We start from the raw sequence: 15,102 nt of genomic DNA, 5'->3' as shown, positions 1-15,102 counted from the left end.
CAGGCCACCCTCCGGCCGGAACGCGCAGTCTCAGGTTGGCGGCCGGTGCCGGAGAGGGAAACCAGGCCGTGGCGGAGCTCCCGGTCTCGGGTTGGCGGCGACGGAGAGGGAAACGGGCCGTGGCCGCGCTCACCGGGCGTTCGAGCTCGGCCTTCGCCCCGGCCGCCGTGGGGTTCGCGGGGATCGCCGGAGCGCCGGACGACGAGCTCGGGCTGGGCGACGTGGTCGTCGCCGACCGTGTCCACGCCGCGGGAGGGCGACGACGGCTTCCGCGTAGCTGGGAGACGGCCCACCAACTGCTCCAACTCGCCCACGATGTGGCGCGGGCCCGGTGCTGGACCACGCCGCCGTCCGCCGGTTCCCGGACGCCGGGCGTTTCATTTCGCGTCCGTCGCCGCCGGTGAGGTGGGCCTGCGCGATTCGGCCTCACCGCTCGCCCGGCCCTCCGCGACGGCTGCAACGACGCGGCAGCGATCACGCCCGAGGACGCCGGGCTCGCCCAGGCGGCGCATTCCCATCCGCGAGATCGGCCACACCGTCCGCGAGGAACAGAACGCCGCCGACAGCCGGCGGTGGCAGCAGGCCGCGGCCTTCATGGTCGGGCCGCTCCCCCAGTACGCCGCCGCGCACCGAAGCCGCTGACCGCCCGGCTCTTCGAGGGCCCGGCCTCGCGGATGCCGGACCGTCTGGTGCGCCAGGCCGATGACCGACACCGCCGACCCCGGCGAGCGATGCGGGCATGGAGACCGGGCCCGACAGACGGCCGGACCCACCACCCCGGAAACACCACTGACCAGCACCACCCCAGCCAAGATGACCCCGACGGCCGATCCAGGCACGAAGGCCAGGCACGACAGACAGCCAGACCCACCACCCCGGAAACACCACTGACCAGCACCACCCCAGCCAAGGCGACCCCGACGGCCGATACAGGCACGAAGGCCAGGCCCGACAGACGGCCAGACCCACCACCCCGGGAACGCCGTAGAGGATCGGGCCGGTCAGTGGCCGGAGGCGGGCCCGCGATCGCCGCGCCGGTCCTCCCCTCTCTCAACCGCGAGCCCTCGCCTCTCGCGTGGCGTCCCGGGCCGAGGGTCAATCGTCGAGGTCGCGGATCAGCGCGAACGCGAACGCGGCGGCGTGGCGCGCCGCGGTGTCCTGGGATCCCTTCTTGTCCGTCACGCCCTTGCTGCCGTCGGCGTGGTCGCTGATGCCTCTGACGATGAGTACGGGCAGGGACTGGTTGAGATGCCCGGCGATCGCCACCCCGGCGCTCTCCATCTCGACGGCGGCGGCGTCGTTGTAGTGGTCTTTCAGCCGCCTGGCCAGCGGCGACGACCGGGAGTCGAGCAGCACCTCGCCGGCCGCGATGGGCTTGAAATGGCAACGGGGACCATCCAGAGGGTCCGCGCCTTCCGGGGTCCAGTCCCCCCGCCGGTTGACGAACTGCGCGCGTTGCAGGAGGGCGTGCGGCGCCTCATAGCTGCGCGGGCGCGCCCGGAACCCGAGGGAGTCCTCTCTTCCCCCGTGATAGCCGTACACCCGTGTGGGCACCACCACGTCGCCCAGCCGGATGTCGTCCTTCAGCGCGCCGGCGATGCCGACGAACAGCAGTAATCGCGGCTGGAACAGCGCGATCGAGCGTTCGGCGATGGCCGCCGCGCCCGTGTTCCCCTCTCCCATCGCCGCCAGCGCGACGCGGCCGGTGATCCCGGCCACGTCCCCGACCTCGAAGAGGGTGCCCGCCGGATGCGTGTGCGTGCGCACGTCACGCAGGTGCTTTCGCACCGCCTCGTACTCCAGGTCGATCGCGGTCAATATGACCACCGTCGGTACTTCCACTGAGTTGTTCATGGTCCTCACCTGGTTGATGGGTCATCGCAGGAAGACGGCCGCACCGGCGGACACGGTCCCCGGGTGCCGCACGCTGGCATAGACGCCGATCCGGTTCTTGCGGTCGCGGCGTACCTGTTCGAAGATCTCACGGTCGCGGGAGCCTGTCTCCGGGTCGACGTCCACGGCCTCGCACCGGGTGGTGGTCCGGTCGATTCGCAGTACGGCGCCGTCCGGGCCGTCTCCCAGCCGCAGGTCGCGCCTCAGCCATTCCTGCTCCACACCGGGACGAGGATCGTCCAGTTCGATGGTGAGGTTGGCCCGCAGCCGCCGGGGGTCGAACGCGGGTTCCGCGGCGAGCGCGGTGACGGTCGCCGCCGAGATCACGCTGATCGGCATGGAGTCGAAGGTGCCTCGCCACAGTTGGACCAGTGAGACCGGCTCGCCCAGGTCGGCGCTCGCCCGTTCGGAGATCTGCCGTCTGGTCCGTGCGTCGTCGGGAGCCATCTCCCAGCTCGTGCCATCGGGCAGTTTGATGTGCAGATGGCCGGGCTGGGGCATGGTGACCCGCCAGGCGACCAGCGCGGGGAACTCCCGGGGAAGACCCGACTGGTCGCCGTGCCGCAGGAGGGCGTACTGGCGGTCGCCGGCCAGCCCGTGCCAGCCGATCCGGGCCCGGTCGAGGTCCTCGCCCTGTGTGCCTTTGAGTGGATACCGCGAGACGCGCGTGACACGTCCGATCTCGCGCCATGGTGACGCAGACAATTGCCGAGCCCTTCAGTGTGTACTTCAGGGTCTTGGGAGCGCCGGCGAACGCGGCCTGCTTCAGGCCCAGGGCGCCGGCCAGGACGAGGACCAGCGGCGCGCGGGCGCGGTCCTGCTCCAGCAGGTGCCGGCCCGCCGGAGCCGGGTACGGCCTGAAACCCCGCGTGTAGGCGTCGTACTCGGCGTCGGCCGTACCCGGGAGATGGTCCGTCGCCGCCATCTCGGCGATGTACGCGGCGTGGGCCCCCGGTAACCGCCGGTCGGTCACGACGGTGTCGGCCGACCACACTCGCATCTCGTTGAACTGCGCCGGCGTCATCAGCGGGCCGCCCTCCGGTCCGCGGTGGAAGTCCTGGTACTGATCGTGCGCCTCGGCCGGCGTGACGGCCGCCCGGTGCGTCACGCGCGCGGCCTCGGCGCTGTCGGGCCGCCAAGGGCCGTCGTGGATCCCGCGGATCCACGCGTTGACCGTCGAGCGCAGGGCCGCCTGCGCGCGGACCGCCGAGATGAAGAACAGCTCGTGCCCTTCTCCGGTGAAGTTCAGCGGACGAGGGCCGTCGTTGCGCTCCCGGTACGGCTCGGCCGTCAGCGCCGGCACACGATCCTCGCCCGTGGCGATGACCAGCGACCTCTCCAGACCGGGAGGCCGGTGCAGGATCCAGCCGGGCGGACGGCCGGCGAACCGAGCGTGCCGTTCACCCGAGCTGGGGATGAGGCCCAGCTGCGGGAGGAGGTCGAACCGCCGGCCGTCGTCGAGAGGTTCGATGTCGCCGAGCGCCGGGGCGACCTGGAGAACGTGCATCGTCCACTACCCATCATGCGAGGGCCCACGACCGCATTTAATGTCATATGGACAATAACTTGCCCCACCTATTCCTGTCAACGTGACAACAAGTACACTGTGCGGCGTGACGGACAACGGGCGTACACATGCGAGGATCCGCATCACGGTCGACCTGGTGATCTTCACCGTTCGCCAGGAGAGCCTGCAGGTACTGCTGGTGAAGCGGGGCAACCCGCCCTACCGCGGCCGCCTCGCGCTCCCGGGCGGCTTCATGCGCGACCACGAGAACCTCGACGGCGCCGCCCGGAGAGAGCTACTGGAGGAGACCGGGCTCGGCGGCCCCGACGTGCCCCATCTCGAGCAGCTCGGAGCCTATTCCGACCCCGGCCGCGATCCCCGCGGGCGGGTGGTCACCGTGTCGTACCTGGCCCTGGCTCCGGACCTGCCGGCCCCCACGGCCGGCAGTGACGCCGCCGCCGCGGTCTGGGAGCCGGTCGAGCCGCTGCTGTCAGGCGGTGATCGCCTGGCCTTCGACCACGACGTCATCCTCCGCGACGCGCTCGAACACGCCCGCAGGATGCTGGAGAACACGACCCTGGCCACGGCCTTCTGTGAGCGCGACTTCACCATGGGCGATCTCAAACGGGTCTATGAGGCGGTGTGGGGCGTCCCCCTGGACCTCCGGAACTTCTACCGGAAGGTGAACCGGACCGAGGGATTCGTCGTCCCGACCGGGGAGAAGCGCTCGCTCGAGACCGGCCGCCCCGCGCTCCTCTACCGCAAGGGCCCCGCCACGCTGCTCTATCCGCCGATGACGCGCGCCTCCCACTCCGGCCACGAGAGTTCCGCACAGTCGCCGAAATGACACCTGCGGTCCGCACGAAGACCGCCAGAGGGTCGTATCCCCACTGCGACCTTGGTACGAACGGAACAGCCGCACGGTACAGGTGAATTCACGCTCTATCGGGGATGCCAGTCGCACACTGACGCAATACGCTACTCAGCGTATTACTCGAATGCCGGCGAATGCGCGATTGAACCGAGAATGAAATGACTGTTCGACCAGCGTAGGGCGACATCCCGCCCCTTCCACTGGAGGTCCGTTCGTGCCGAACCGCTTGATCGCTTTCCTCTCTGATACGGGAAGCTCAGACGAGGCGCATGCCTTATGCAAAGGACTGATGTACACGATCGCACCGGCGGCCCTGGTCGTCGACATCACTCATGACGTGACGCCGTTCGACGTCCGCGAGGGCGCACTCTTCCTCGGCGACGTGCCGGCGTCATTCCCTGAGACGTCGGTGATATGCGCGTACGTCTATCCGGAGACCGGGACCGACACCAAGACGATCGTCGTCCGCAACGAGAAGGGGCAGTACCTCGTCGCACCCAACAACGGTCTGCTGACCTTCGCCCTGCGGGATGTTCCCCCCGTCGAGTGCCACGAGGTGACCGATCCCTCCGTCATGCACCACCCCGTGACGCCCACCTGGTACGGCAAGGACGTCATCGCGTCCTGTGCCGGGCACCTTGCCGCCGGCACTCCGCTCTCCGCGGTGGGCCCGAAGCTGGACCTCGACAAGATCGTGCGGTTCCGGTACTCCGAGCCCAGGCTCCTGGAGAACGGCGCGCGCGGCGAGGTCGTCCGCATCGACAAGACGTTCGGCAACGTCTGGACGAACGTGCCCGAGACGCTGCTTCCCGACCGCCAGAGGCTCCCGGGCGGGCGGCTCCAGATCGCGTTGGACGGCAACGCCCTCGACATTCCCTTCTGCCGCACGTTCGGCGAGGTGGGCGTGGGCGAGCCGCTGGCGTACGTCAACAGCCGGGGCTCGCTGGCCCTGGGCGTCAACCAGGGGAGCTTCGTCGAGAAGTGGACGGTGGTCCCCGGAGCGAGTGTCGCGATCACGTTCGACTGACTCACCGCGGGCGCACCCCCCTGACCGTCAGGGGGGTGCACGCTTTCCGAGGTCAGTCGCCCCAGACCGCCGAGCCGGCGTCGGCCGTGGGCTGGAGCACCGCCTCGACGAGAGAGTCGGTACGGAGGTGAGTGCCGCGCTGGTACTCCTCGTCGCGCACCATCTCGGAGAACGCGAACCGGCTCGGGTAGGAGACGAGCAGGACGGCGTCCCAGTCCTGCCCCTGCTCCGCGACGAGGGGATCGGAGCCGAGGCCGTAATAGACGATGCTCGCGCCCACCTGCTCCGCGAAGCGCCTGAAGTGGCGTAGATAATCGGCGTACCCTTCGGCGCCGCCGTCCTTGAAGCGCAGCAGATTCAGCATCACCACAGGCCGTTCCGGCTCGTGCGCCAGAAAACGCTTGAGGTCCTTGCCTCTCGGATCGATCGCCATACGAACCAGCCCATCCATTCGTCGACTGCCTCCATCTTGCCCGCGATGGGCGCGGGTCGGCGCGGCCGGTTCTGGAATCGATCGATCACCGGATCGGCGGACGAGATCGGGCGGTGTCCTGGGCGCGTGGACGCCGGCGTGGCGGATCGGCGGCCCGTACCGGGCGATCGGCGGGCGTCCTGGTGAGATCCGCGCGTTCCTGGTGTGTTCCTGGAATCCGTCCGGCCGGGGTGCTCGGCGGTACAGACGGGAACGAGAACGCGAACTCCCGGATAACTCGCCGGCCCGGCGCCCGCCCGGCCTGGAGTCTGGATAGTCGCCACGAGATGGGCGCTCGGGGCGTGGGCGCGAGACGGACGGAGCGGGTGTTGGACTCCTACACCGGCCAGAAGGTGGAGTTCATCCGCGACCTGGCCGTCCGCCTCGGCGGGACCGAGGCGGACGTGCTGGCACAGCGCACCGGGCTGTTGGAGGAGACGGTCCGGGCGTTGCCGGCCGAGGACGGCGAGCTGATGTCCTGGGAGGTCGTCAGCGCGTGCCTGGCCGCGGCGGGCGTCGACGGTGTGGCGGCGAGCGAGGTCCGCACCCGGTGGGCCGCGGCCGAACACGCCCAGTGGGACGAATGGGGAGAGCGACTGGTCGGCGCGTTCGAACGGAACGGGCACGGCAAACCGACGAAGGCCGTCGAGACATTCCGAACGAAGGTCCCGTGGCGGCAGCTGACCGAGCGTTTTCCGGTGACGTTCCAGCCGTGGACCGAACCGACGTTCACCGCCGGCCGGAGGCTGCCCGATCCGTCGGCGGCGCAGGACATCCGGGACTTCTACGCGCTCCTGGCGGAGCTGAGGGCCTGGGCGGGCTCGCCCCGGCAGACCGAGATCGAGAAACGCTCGTGGGGCACGCTTCCCGACGCCACGATCAGCGCGATGCTCCAGAAGGACCGCTGGCGCACCACCAGCGACCGGGAACGCGTCCGCGTCGGTCACTTCGCGCGGGCCTGCGGGCTGCCCGCCGCGGAGGTCGCCCGCTGGGTCGAGGCGTACGAACGTGTCCGGCACATCCTCCCGGCCGACGACCTGGCCGGTGCTCGCGCCGAGGGGGCCGAGCTGCGGCGGCGACTCGCCACCGCCCAGGCGGAGGCGGCGGGGCTGCGGGAACGCCTGGAGGCGGCCGAGAGCGAGCCGCGCGCCGAACCGGCCGGGAATCCGCGACCACGGCAATGGTGGAAGCCGACCCGGCGGCGGTCGCTGTCGGTCGCCGTCGCCGCGCTGGTGTTCGCCGCCGGTGCCGGGGCGGGCAGGCTGACCGGCGGAGCCGCCTCGCCGAATCCCCTGTGCTTCACCGGGAGGCTGCGCCTGATCGGCTCCACCGCGTTCGAACGGACTGCCGACATCATCCGGCGGGGCTATGAGAGCCGGTGCCCGCACGCCGAGATCGAGGTGAGCGCCATCGGGTCGAACGAGGGGGTACGCGCGCTCACCCCCGGCAACGCCGCCTCGACCATCGCGATGCACGACGGCCATCTCGCACCCGACTCCGACGAGGTCAGGCTGCGAGGCTTCCGCGGCCTCCCGGTCGCCCTGGTGGCGTTCGCCGTCATCGCCAACAAGGACACGAACGTGACCGGCCTGTCCCTCCGCGACCTGCGCTCCATCTACACCCGGGACACCGGCCCCACCGACTGGAACCACTTCAGGGGCGGCAGCGACCTGCCGATCCGGCTGGTCAGCCGGACCGAGGGTTCGGGAACGCGGGGAATCTTCGAGGAGCACGTACTGAAGGGGCCCGAACCGGACCTGTCGTCCAGCGACTGCGAACGCAAGGACAACCTCCGCGCCGCGTTGCACGTCATCCGGTGCGAGCGCAGCAGCCAGGGCCAGGTCCTCGACGCCGTCAACACGGTCCCCGGCGCGATCGGTTACGCCGAGCTGCATGTCGCCTCGGACACCCGCCGCTATCCCAACGTGCGCATCCTCGCCCTGGACGGCAGGACGCCGACGGCGTCCCCGGCGATGGACCGCTACTCGTTCGTCGCCCCGGAGATCTTCTACACCGACGGGCCGGCCCCCAACGGCAGCGCCGCTTCGGCGTTCCTCACCTTCCTCGCCGGCGACACCGCCAGGAGGCTGCTCCAGCAGGCGGGCGCTCCCCCCTGCGTCACCCCGAACACCTTGCTCTCACCCCCCTGCCAGGCGAGCTGAAACCGGACCCGGGCCATCGAGCGGCGCGCGGACACCCGGGCTCGCGGCCCGGCCACGCATGGTTCTTTCGTCTCCTGTCGCCCGGCCTACGGGAGGTGAGCGCAGTTGATGTCGAGGTCCCAGAGAATGACGGACAGCGCGAACGGGCTGATCGCGTGCTGACCGTGGGTGGCGTCCTCCAGCAGTTCCCAGTGGCCGCCGGCGCCGTCGCCGCCGCCGATCACCGCGATCCGCTGCCGTACGACGGCCTCGTAGCCGCGGTGCCCGACACCGCTGAAGCAGCACTCGTCGAAGCGGTTGAGGATCTGCATCTGCCGGCGGTGCGGCCCGACCGAGCCGAGCGCGTAGAGGTCGGGGAAGTCGGCGACGCCGTAGAAGCCGGGCTGCGTGTCCTGACGCTGCTCCCAGTCGCCGCGGGTCGAGATCGGCCCCGGCGATCCGGGGCGGACGAAGAACGGCAGTGTGCCGGCCGTCGGGTACGAACGGGTGATCCGAGGGTCCAGCGCCGGATAGACCGTGGTCGTCCATCCCCCGCCGGACAGCCCGACCATCTGCACCGACGACGGCCGGTACGCCGCCTGTACGTGGTTCATCGCCACCGCCGGCGGCTCCAGGAAGAACGCCAGCGGCGAGAACTTCGCCGACTCCCACCGGGCCAGGTCGTCGTGCGTCGGTTTCCTGGTCACCGACGGGTCGTTCGGGTCCCGCAACGTCGTCGGGTTCCAGTGGTGGAACGGCATCGCGAACAGCAGCACGACGTAGCCGTGGTCGAGTAGCCCCTGGGCGGTGCGCCGCATGACGTCCAGCGGTTCGCCGTGGCCGTTGTGGTAGAAGGCGACCCGGCTGTGCGTACGCTGCCGCGGCTCGAGCACGAACACCGTCGAGTACAGCCCGAACGGCATCCGGACGGTGAGCCGGTCGTAGCGCCGCACGCCCTCGAACGCCGGCAGCTCCGCCGGAGTGCCGATGCCGCGCTGGACCTGCGGCAGGCCGTCCGGCAGCACGCCGGTGGACCTCCAGACCTGGGCGACGAGCCGGGGCCGCATCGCCTGCGCGTCGGCCGCGGTGTGGATCGTCATCAGGCCCTCGACGTCGACGCCGACCACCACCTGCGGCAGCGTCCGGTACGCCGCGCCGTGCGCGGCCGCCACCTCGGCGTTGACCGGCGCCACCGGGCGTGGTGCCGGATGCGGCCGGACGCCTCCCAGGGTGCTCGCGCCCGCAGCGGCCGGGCGGGCCCGGCCGACGGAGGCCGACGCGGCGGCGGTGCCGAGCGTGCCCGGCATCGATCTGCGGTTCACGGAGGTCATGGGTTCACCTTTCTGGGAATGTCCGCGACGCGGACCGCGGGTCCCGGCCCGGCACGTACGACGGGCCGCGCCGCCTCGTCGTCCGTGAGCCGTCGCGAGCACACGAGGTTGAGAGCTCGTGCCGAGCGACCTCCCGGAACCGGCAACCGGCCGGCGGCCGCGCAGTCGTCCGGGCCGGTGATCTGCCGGCCGGTCCGCTCCACATGCGTGCCCATCGCGGAGTCGATGAACACCACCTGGCCTGCCGGGAACCCGCTCGGCTCGATCCGGCCCGGGTGGACGCCGTCGTCCGGCACGTCCGGCCCACGCGTCAGCCGGACGTTCACGAACCCGTCGCCGGGGCCGGTGTTGAAGCGCCTTCACCTCCGAGTCGGATCCGCCGCACCCGGCGCGGGCAGTACGCCTGCTCGATTCGCGGTGGAACCCCGGTGCGACCTCGATCCGCACCGGCCTGCCGGGGCTCGCGGTACTCCGCTCGTTCCCCGAGGTGGGGGGATTCCGGTGACCTCGGGGCACCCGCCGTCCCGGTCCGCCGGGGTGGTCAGTCGCGCCGGGCCGAGGTCAGGCCGCCTATGACCATGGCCCCGACCCCGCCCAGCACCAGTACCCCGCCGATGCGCAGCATCCAGGTCGACGCCGCCCTGGCGTCGGACGCCCGCTGGTCATAGCTCTGCGCGCCCGACCTCGTCGAGATGCAGACGTCGCTGCCGCTCATGTGCTCGCCATCGCACCTCGGATGCTTCGCGTCCCTCCCCGCCACGAAGCTCACGCCGATGATGAGCAGCCCGATGACCACATTGATCTGCTCCGCCGGGTTCCATCGGCGCGCGCTGATCAGCGCGTGCCCGACCCGCTCACGCGCATACGGCAGGTGCACGGTGTTGATGCCGTTGGCGATCCGGCCCGCACACCCCATGTACCGCCGTCCCACCCCGGCGATCGCGCTGCCGTGCTCTCGTCCGGCGCCCCGACCCTCACGCCGCCCTTCCTGCGGTTCGCCGCGCGGCCTCATCCAGGCCCGCAGCGGCGAACCTCCCGACCCGGCTCATCGTGGCCGTCTCATCCCCGGCCGCCCGGTTCGACAACCGCCGTGTGCGGTCCGGCTCCGTCTTCCACCTCGGCCTTGGCCACCGTCGCCGACGGCCGGGGTCTCCCGTCCGCGGTGTCCTCGGCCTCATAGCGCAGCAGGTCTCCCGGCTGGCAGTCGAGCGCCTCGCAGAGCGCGGCGAGTGTCGCGAAGCGCACCGCCTTGGCGCGGCCGTTCTTGAGTACCGCCAGGTTGGCGGGGGTGATCCCGACGCGGTCCGCGAGTTCGCCCACCGACAGCTTCCGCTTGGCCAGCATCACGTCGATGTCGACGGTGATCGGCATCAGATCACCTCGTCCAACTCGGCCTGCATCTGCGTCGCTTCGGCGTCGCGCGCGACGGCCTGGGCGAGCAGCATCCGCAGCACGAGCACGATGAGCGCGCCCCCCAGGATGGCCACGCCGATCCCGCCCATGATGACGGTGACGCCCGGGTCGTCCCGCTGGCCCGGCGCGTTGAGGGCCGTGACCGCGAACCACACGAGGGCGGCCGCCACTGTCGCGCCGATGATGACGTCCACGTACCTGAAGGCGGCGTGGGAGAACACGGTTCCGCGTCGCACCATCGTCACCAGCCGCCATACGCAGACCCCGATGACCTGGACCGTCCCGATGCCCAGGATCGTGATCACGCGCAGCGGGGTCAGTGGGAGCGACCCGTCCTCCGGGTCGCTCCCACTCACCAGCACCCACACCATCAATGCCTGTACGAACACGGTGCCGGTGAGCACCACCACGAGCACGGCGCGCAGCGCGCGCACTGTCAGCTTTCCCATGGCCCGCCTTCCATCGAGTTGCGATAGGAATCTATCGAAATTCGATAGATGGGGCAAGCGGTCGGCCGAGAAGGCAGGACTTCGGCACAGGGCGGCAGGTCCGTGGCGTACGAACTCTTCCGGTGTCGGCCGCGTCTACACGGATATGCCGGATCGCGGGCCCACGGATCGGCGAATGCCACTGCCGTCCGGGCCCGGAATTCCCCCGAAGAAAGGACTCTGGTAACCGCATGAGGCGGAGAGAGTTCATACGCGCCGCGGGACTCACGATGACCGGGGCGCTCACAACGGTCGTCGGCGGTGCGTGCAGGCCCACCGGCACGAGTGCGACGTCACACCGTCCGCACCAGGCGTCTTCCACGCCGAAGAACGCGGACTGGTCGGCGCTCGAACAGTCTTTGCAGGGGCGGCTCATCAGGCCGAATGACACCGATTACGCCGCGGCGCGCAAGAACTTCAATCCACGCTTCGACACGATCAGGCCCTCGGGTATCGCCTACTGCGAGAATCCGCACGACGTCGCGGAGTGCGTGAGTTTCGTCCGGCGTCATGGCCTGCCGGTGGCGCCGAGGTGCGGAGGGCACAGCTACACCGGTGCGTCGCTCGTCGAGGGCCTGGTCATCGACGTGAGCCCGATGTCGTCGATTCGGGCCGACACGTCGTCGGGCACCGCGCGGATCGGTGCCGGGGCGCGGCTGGTCGACGTCTATGACCGGTTGACCGCCCAGGGCGTCGCGATACCGGCGGGATCCTGTCCGACCGTCGGCATCTCCGGGCTGACTCTCGGCGGTGGCGTCGGCGTGGTCGCCCGCAAATACGGGATCCTCTCCGACCGGCTCCGCGCGATCGAACTGGTGACGGCGGACGGGCGGCGGCTCGACTGTGACGAGAGGAACAACCCCGATCTGTTCTGGGCCTGCCGCGGAGGCGGCGGAGCCACCTTCGGCATAGCGACTGACTTCACCTTCTCCACACATTCCACCTCCGACATCGTCGTGTTCTTCATCGGCTGGCCGTGGTCCGCAGCCGCATCGGTGATCGACGCATGGCAGCGCTGGGCACCGTTCGCGCCGGACGAACTGTGGTCGAATCTGCACGTTCTGAACGGCCAGGGCCAGTCCAGCCCGACGGTCCAGGTCGGGGGCACCTACCTCGGCGCCCGGGAGGACGCCGAACGGCTGATCGACGCCTTGAGGTCCCGGATCGGCGCGGAGCCCTCCTCGCAGGTGATCGAGCCGACCGCGTACGGGCACGCGATGATGATCGAGGCCGGTTGCACGACGCTCACCGCCGATCAGTGCCACCTGCCGGGCGGCCTTCCCGGGCAGACCTCCGCAGGGCGGGAGACCCGCGAGTGCGAGTATGCGGCCTCGCACATCTTCACGCGCCCGATGACGTCGGCGGGCATCGACGCGATCCTGTCCGCGGTCCGTACACGCGGTGGCCTCGCAGGCGGCGGCCAGGGCGGGATCGCCTTCGACGCGCTGGGCGGTGCCGTGAACCGAGTGCGCGCGGACGCCACCGCGTTCGTGCACCGCGACGGCCTCTTCAACGGGCAGTTCACCACGACGTGGGACACGGCCGCGCCGAGCGCCGCGATCCGGGCTCAGCAGGCCTGGCTGCGCGCGCTCCACACCGCGATGAAGCCGTACGCGAGTGGGCAGGCGTACCAGAACTATGCCGACGCCGGACTCGCGGAGTGGAAGCAGGCATACTTCGGCGGCAACTACCCGAGACTGCTCAAGGTAAAGGACCGCTACGATCCGGACCGCCTCTTCCGTTCTCCCCAGACGGTCGGCGCCTCCGGCTGAGTCAGACTTTTGGCCCGGTGGGACAGGGCGTTCGCGAATCCGGAATGGCAAAAAGCGGTCGTATCGCCGGGCGATCGTCCGGCAGGATCTCGGGTCATGCGTGCTGACGAGCTGCTGGCCGGGATCGAGTCACTGACCTATCGGGCGCGGTACGCGCGTCTCGCCGCGCTCCATACGGAGTTGGACCCCGCCGAACGTGCTCGCCTGCTCGGCGAGCTGGGCGAACGTGGCCCTTATGAGCGTTCGGTGGGCCTGTCCATCGCGGCGGCCGCGCGGGATGAGGCTTCGCTGGACCACGTCGCCGCCGCGCTCGGGGATGCCGATGCCGACGTCGCCGCCACGGCGATCGGCCTGGCCGTACGGCTCGGTGCGGCCGACGCGGCGGCGTTGGCCGCGTTCGTCAGGGACACTCCGGCGGAGTCGCGCGCGCTGGTGTACCGGGCCGTCCGCCGTCACCGCCGTACCGATCTCGCGGAGGGCCTGATCGGGCCGGTCCGCGACCGGTGGGGCGACCGGGAGGCCGCGGCGCTGCTGCCCACCTGCGGCGCCGCGTCGGTGGAGCTCCTGCTGCCGGAGCTCGCCTACGCCGTTCCCAACTGGAGCACGCTGGGCCATGCGCATCCCCGGCCGATGCTCGATCACGCCGAACGGGAGCTGGCCGAACTCCCCAGGCGGCTGCGCGTGACGTGGTGGGCGTCGCGTGGCCCGGGCCTGGCCGAGGCCGTACGTCACGTTCCGCTGCGGGTGATCGGCCTGCTGGAGAGGTATGGGGAGGCGCCGGGGCTGAGCGGCGCGCTCGTGCCCCGGCTGGGGATGCTGATCGCCGCCGCTCCCGAGCGGATGGGCGACCTGTTGCTGCGTCCGGTCATCCGCCCGTCGCTGCGCCGACTCCTCAGGGCCAGGAGCGTACGCGAACGGCTGGTCCGGCTGCTGCCGGAACCTCGGCTCGCCGAGCTGCTGAAGGCCGTGCGGGAGGACGACGCCGCGCTGGTCCTGATGCTCAAGACGTTCCCGCCCGCCCGCAGGGAGCGGGTCTTCGACGCGGCGATGGAGGGGATCGACCTCTCCGCCCGGGAACTCGCCCCCGCGGTGCTCGACACGCTGCCCCTGGCCCGGCGCGGACGCGAGGCCCACCGGATGCTGGGGTTGCGCAGGGTCGCCGATGAGCCGTGGCGGGCACTTGAGGTCACCGCCTTCCTGCCTTACGAGCAGGCCGTCGAGACGCTGCGGGAGGTGACGCGGCGGGCCGACGCCGAGGAGCGAGGGCGCGGCTATGAGCTGCTGATCGGCTGCGCGGGACGCAGCCGGGACCCGGAGAACCTCACCGACGCGTTCGGGTCACTCGCGCGGGTGCGCAACGAGCAGGACCCGGTGCGGCAGCGGGTGTTGCGGGCGCTCGTCGGGGTGCCGCCGGGGCTGTGGCGGGCCGGGCACACCTCCGCGCTCGACCGGCTCATCGAGGACGCCCTCAGCGCGCGTGATCTGTCCCACCCGACCCTGCATGCGCTCTCCCGGCTCGTCGCGTCGGCCTTCCGCCAGGGAGCCACCCGTGGTGACCGTGACCTGACGGTCTTCGCGCTCGGTGCGCTCGGCACGCTCGCCGACCGCGGCAGCGGGGTCCTCATCGGCCGTCTCGACGACTGCCTGCGCCGCGGCGGCGAGTACGAGCTGGTACGTGGCCTCGCGCCCTGGCTGGAGCGGGACGCCGCCAGGGACGAGTTCCGGCTCGCCTTCGTCCTGGCCGAGGCGCTCGGCCGCCGCGGTGACGACGTACCCGAGCTGCAAGCGGCCCTGGAGAACGCCCTGCACGCCAAGCGCGACAGCGTCATCACCCGGGCGATCGAGCACTGGCTCCGCCCGCCGCGTACCCGCGCCGAACGCGTCGAGCACGTCATCCGCGTGGACCCTTCGTCGGTCGTGCTGCCGGTGGTGTTCCACGTCCTCGCGACGGAACGGACGGATCTCCTCCAGAGCGCGCTGGCGGGCACCGTCCCGGGCGGCCGGTTCTGGCGCCGCTCGATCATCTTCGTCCCCTACGTCCGGCGGCCATGGCCGCGGCGGTGGACCGCCGCGCAGCGAGCGGCCTACCGGGGACTGCTGCACCGGGCCGCCGCCGACCGCTCCATGCCCGAGAGCGAACGCGCCCGCGCGGTGCGCCTGATCGGTGACGTGCCATCGACCTCG

12 protein-coding genes and 2 pseudogenes are annotated in these 15,102 nt (G+C 71.0%); 6 read left to right on the top strand and 8 right to left on the bottom strand.

The window, feature by feature from the left end; translation table 11 throughout:
* The first annotated feature begins 119 nt into the window (after positions 1-119).
* Entirely contained in the window at positions 120-404 is a 285-nt protein-coding gene (locus ACFFNX_RS07360; RefSeq protein WP_378197216.1) for a nucleoside phosphorylase-I family protein, read from the top strand.
* Between the two features lie 691 nt (positions 405-1,095).
* On the opposite strand, the gene ACFFNX_RS07355 is transcribed toward ACFFNX_RS07360, so the two are convergent.
* On the bottom strand, positions 1,096-1,854 hold the full coding sequence (locus tag ACFFNX_RS07355; protein ID WP_378197213.1) for a 5'-methylthioadenosine/S-adenosylhomocysteine nucleosidase family protein: 759 nt from the start codon (positions 1,852-1,854) through the stop codon (positions 1,096-1,098).
* A 21-nt stretch (positions 1,855-1,875) separates the two neighbouring features.
* The gene (locus tag ACFFNX_RS07350; protein ID WP_378197210.1) at positions 1,876-2,598 is read right to left on the bottom strand and encodes an MOSC domain-containing protein; all 723 of its coding nucleotides are present in this window, start codon (positions 2,596-2,598) and stop codon (positions 1,876-1,878) included.
* 908 nt (positions 2,599-3,506) lie between these two features.
* Here ACFFNX_RS07350 and ACFFNX_RS07345 point away from each other — a divergent pair.
* Positions 3,507-4,247, top strand: coding sequence for an NUDIX hydrolase (locus ACFFNX_RS07345; RefSeq protein WP_378197207.1), 741 nt, complete (start codon positions 3,507-3,509; stop codon positions 4,245-4,247).
* A gap of 241 nt (positions 4,248-4,488) precedes the next feature.
* Positions 4,489-5,301 carry an SAM hydrolase/SAM-dependent halogenase family protein gene (locus ACFFNX_RS07340; RefSeq protein ID WP_378197204.1) on the top strand — a complete coding sequence of 271 codons (813 nt, stop codon included), beginning with the start codon at positions 4,489-4,491 and terminating at the stop codon, positions 5,299-5,301.
* Positions 5,302-5,353: 52 nt separating this feature from the next.
* On the opposite strand, the gene ACFFNX_RS07335 is transcribed toward ACFFNX_RS07340, so the two are convergent.
* Positions 5,354-5,734 (bottom strand): DUF1330 domain-containing protein, encoded by a 381-nt coding sequence (locus ACFFNX_RS07335; protein WP_378197201.1) that lies wholly within the window; start codon positions 5,732-5,734, stop codon positions 5,354-5,356.
* 368 nt (positions 5,735-6,102) lie between these two features.
* On the opposite strand from ACFFNX_RS07335, the gene ACFFNX_RS07330 reads away from it, so the two are divergent.
* Positions 6,103-7,935 (top strand): substrate-binding domain-containing protein, encoded by a 1,833-nt coding sequence (locus tag ACFFNX_RS07330; RefSeq protein WP_378197198.1) that lies wholly within the window; start codon positions 6,103-6,105, stop codon positions 7,933-7,935.
* 86 nt (positions 7,936-8,021) lie between these two features.
* On the opposite strand, the gene ACFFNX_RS07325 is transcribed toward ACFFNX_RS07330, so the two are convergent.
* The 5 genes and pseudogenes from ACFFNX_RS07325 to ACFFNX_RS07305 form a co-directional block, all read right to left on the bottom strand.
* Positions 8,022-9,245 carry a hypothetical protein gene (locus tag ACFFNX_RS07325; protein ID WP_378197196.1) on the bottom strand — a complete coding sequence of 408 codons (1,224 nt, stop codon included), beginning with the start codon at positions 9,243-9,245 and terminating at the stop codon, positions 8,022-8,024.
* Entirely contained in the window at positions 9,242-9,571 is a 330-nt protein-coding gene (locus ACFFNX_RS07320; protein ID WP_378197193.1) for a hypothetical protein, read from the bottom strand. The genes ACFFNX_RS07325 and ACFFNX_RS07320 overlap by 4 nt, the downstream gene beginning before the upstream one ends.
* Positions 9,572-9,786: 215 nt before the next feature.
* Positions 9,787-10,176 carry a hypothetical protein gene (locus ACFFNX_RS07315; RefSeq protein ID WP_378197190.1) on the bottom strand — a complete coding sequence of 130 codons (390 nt, stop codon included), beginning with the start codon at positions 10,174-10,176 and terminating at the stop codon, positions 9,787-9,789.
* Positions 10,177-10,412: 236 nt separating this feature from the next.
* Positions 10,413-10,616: pseudogene (locus ACFFNX_RS07310) on the bottom strand (helix-turn-helix domain-containing protein); the annotation flags it as partial.
* Entirely contained in the window at positions 10,616-11,107 is a 492-nt protein-coding gene (locus ACFFNX_RS07305) for a DUF2975 domain-containing protein (protein WP_378197187.1), read from the bottom strand. The pseudogene ACFFNX_RS07310 and the gene ACFFNX_RS07305, both read right to left, overlap by 1 nt.
* A gap of 230 nt (positions 11,108-11,337) precedes the next feature.
* Between ACFFNX_RS07305 and ACFFNX_RS07300 the strand changes: the two genes are divergently transcribed.
* Positions 11,338-12,918 (top strand): FAD-binding oxidoreductase, encoded by a 1,581-nt coding sequence (locus ACFFNX_RS07300; RefSeq protein ID WP_378197184.1) that lies wholly within the window; start codon positions 11,338-11,340, stop codon positions 12,916-12,918.
* 96 nt (positions 12,919-13,014) lie between these two features.
* Positions 13,015-15,102, top strand: a pseudogene (locus ACFFNX_RS07295) (hypothetical protein); the annotation flags it as partial.

This window comes from Actinoallomurus acaciae (assembly GCF_042429965.1).
GTDB lineage: Bacteria > Actinomycetota > Actinomycetes > Streptosporangiales > Streptosporangiaceae > Actinoallomurus > Actinoallomurus acaciae.
This window is presented reverse-complemented; position numbering and strand designations above follow the sequence as displayed.